The organism is Planomonospora algeriensis, from assembly GCF_977012225.1.
On record NZ_CDRNDK010000893.1, the window covers coordinates 1 to 1,186 of the forward strand.

Consider the following 1,186-nt stretch of genomic DNA (forward strand, 5'->3'; position numbering starts at 1 on the left):
CCGGCGAGCCCGCGCCCCAGGGCAGTGGCGCGGCTGGCCACGGCGACGGCACCGGCCTGGCGCTGCCCGCCTGGCCGGACGGGCGACCCCCTCGCTCCTGGCCGAATACCAGGTCGCGCCGGTGGCCGTGGAACGGTCCGGGGAGACCCGGCGGGTGCTGGCCGCCGCTCTGAAGTGCTGCTGGAGCGACCCGGCCGCCGACCCGTGGCCGGGGACGCCAGCGCCGGTCGACGACGTGCTGGCGGCCTACCGGGCGCTGATCGGCCGCTCCGACGACCTCATGCGCAACTGGGCCGTCGGCGCCCTGCGCCGCCTGCACGACTCGGCCTGGCTGGTGGTGGCCGACGGCACCGTACGGCTCGGCCCCCGGTGCGCCTCCTGGCCGGCCGCGTCCCACGCGCAGCTGCGCGAGCTGGTGCGGCGCCTGCCCGGTCCGGGCGAGGAGGGCGTCCCGGCCGTGCTGCCCGTGGCCGGGGAGACCCGTCACGACGCGGTCGCGAGCCTGGACCTCCCCGAGGGCGCGGACGACGACCTGCTCGCCCCGTTCGACGAGCGCCGCCGCGCGGAGGCCGTCGCCGCGTTCATGGCGGTGGAGCACGCCGCCGAGCCGGTGCACGAGGCCCGGTTCCCCGCGCTGCGCGACCCGGTGCTCCGCCGGGTGCTGGCGGAGATGCTCCGGCGCCGGGGCAGGGTCCTGGTCGCCGGCCGGGAGACGTGGACCTCCGGTTACGCCGACGACGTGGCGGCCGAGGCGGGCACCGCCCTGGGCGAGGCCGAGCGGGCCGTCCTGGTGCTGGTCCTGGTCCACTCGGTGGCGATCCCCCGGGCCGAGGGCCTACTGCCCGCCGACAGCTGGCTGTCGCCGTTCCCCGCGCAGGCGGAGGAGCTGCGGCGGCACACCCTGCTGCCCGTCGGCGAACTGGAGGCCGCGCTGCGGACCCTGCGCCACGCGGGGCTGGTCACCCAGGTGAAGGCGGGTGAGGAGGCGGGGGGCTACGTGCCGGGCCCGCAGTTCCACCGGCTGACCCCGGCGGCCAGGCGGCGCCTGCAGGAGGAGCTGATCCTCGCCGCGGGACCGCACACCCCGCTGGCTGCGGCCGTACGGGCCAGACGCGGGTAGCGGGCGGGCGCGGGACGCCGCCCGGCCCGGCGCGCCCGGCGCCGGGGATCGGCGTCCGCCGGTTCC

The 1,186-nt window shown here is 79.3% G+C and carries 1 protein-coding gene; it reads left to right on the forward strand.

Annotated features, from left to right (window positions below; translation table 11 throughout):
• A partial coding sequence (locus ACWJ6R_RS36705) for a hypothetical protein (protein ID WP_449066604.1) occupies window positions 1-1,120 on the forward strand: 1,120 nt, incomplete at its 5' end.
• Between the last annotated feature and the right edge of the window lie 66 nt (window positions 1,121-1,186).